Raw genomic sequence first — 1,254 nt, 5'->3', positions numbered from 1 at the left:
TGACCTGCCCCCCTTGGGTCCCTCGTTCATAACGAGAGTCTGCAGGTTTGAGATTGGTAGTCGGATCGGTTGTTGTGGGCAAGCGCGCCGGGCGCGGAGCCCTCAAATTGCTCAAGCGTCCGGCGCGCTTCGAGCGGCGTCTGGTTTCCCAGAGACGAGTGCGGTCTGACGGCGTTGTAGTCGTAGCGCCAGAGCGCCAACTTGCGCCGGGCATCGTCCAGTGTGTCGAAGATCTCCTCGTTTAATAATTCGTCGCGCAGGCTGCCGTTGAAGGACTCGATGAACGCGTTCTGCTGCGGCTTGCCGGGGTCGATGTAGTGCCAGGGAATGGCGTTCTGGTCGGCCCATCTCAGGATGGCCCGGCTGGTGAACTCCGTCCCGTTGTCGCTGACAATGCAAGCAGGCTTTCCGTAGATCCGCACCAGCGCATCGAGTTCACGGGCAACACGCGTGCCCGATATGCTGGTATCGGCGACCAGGCACAGGTTCTCTCTGCAACAATCGTCGATCACGGCCAAAATACGGAACTTGCGCGAGGCGCCGAAGCTGTCCGCCAGGAAGTCGAGCGACCAGCGCGCATTGGGATGCGCCGCCGCAGGCATCGGCGTGCGTGACCCGCGAGCCCGCTTGCGTCCACGCCGTCGCTTCACCGATAGCCCTTCCTCGCGATAGAGCCGATACAGCTTCTTGTGGTTCATGGTCATACCCTTGCGCTCAAGCAGGATGCCGATCCGGCGATAGCCAAACCGGCGCCGCTTCCCGGCGATCTCCTTCATCTCCTCGCGGATCTCGGGGCAGTCCGGCGGGCGTGTGCGCCGGACCGTCTTGGGGTCGACACCGATAAGCTGGCAGGCCCGACGCTGCGAGATGTCATGATCCCGCATCGCCCTGAGCGCCGCCTCTCGCCGCCTGGTCAATGTCGTCAGTTCTTTCCCAGCAGATCCTTCAGAACCACGTTGTCGAGCATGGTGTCGGCCAACAGACGTTTGAGCTTGGCGTTTTCGTCTTCGAGCGCCTTCAGCCTGGCCGCCTCGGAGAGCTCCATGCCACCATACTTGGCCTTGAACTTGTAAAAGGTCGCCGGGCTGAGGCCATGCCTGCGGCACACATCAGCTGTCGGCATGCCTGCCTCCTGCTCCTTGATCATCCCGATAATCTGCGCCTCGGTGAAACGGCTTTTTCGCATTCGTCTGCTCCTTCAGAGTTGGCGCAGACTCTACACTACGTTGAGGGATCCCGCGGGGGGCAGGTCAT

General features: G+C 61.8%; 1 protein-coding gene. It reads right to left on the bottom strand.

The features are described 5' to 3' along the window. Positions 1-26 precede the first annotated feature (26 nt). Positions 27-1,186 (bottom strand): IS3 family transposase gene (locus P2G62_RS17770; protein WP_275736214.1). Its coding sequence is split into 2 segments (ribosomal slippage): positions 27-937 and positions 937-1,186, totalling 1,161 coding nucleotides; the frame shifts between segments, so codons are not numbered across the junction. Between the last annotated feature and the right edge of the window lie 68 nt (positions 1,187-1,254).

The sequence above is a fragment of the Paenirhodobacter sp. CAU 1674 genome (assembly GCF_029222945.1).
Taxonomy (GTDB): Bacteria; Pseudomonadota; Alphaproteobacteria; order Rhodobacterales; family Rhodobacteraceae; genus Rhodobacter.
Note: the sequence above shows the minus strand (reverse complement) of the source record. Positions and strands in the feature narration are given on the sequence as shown.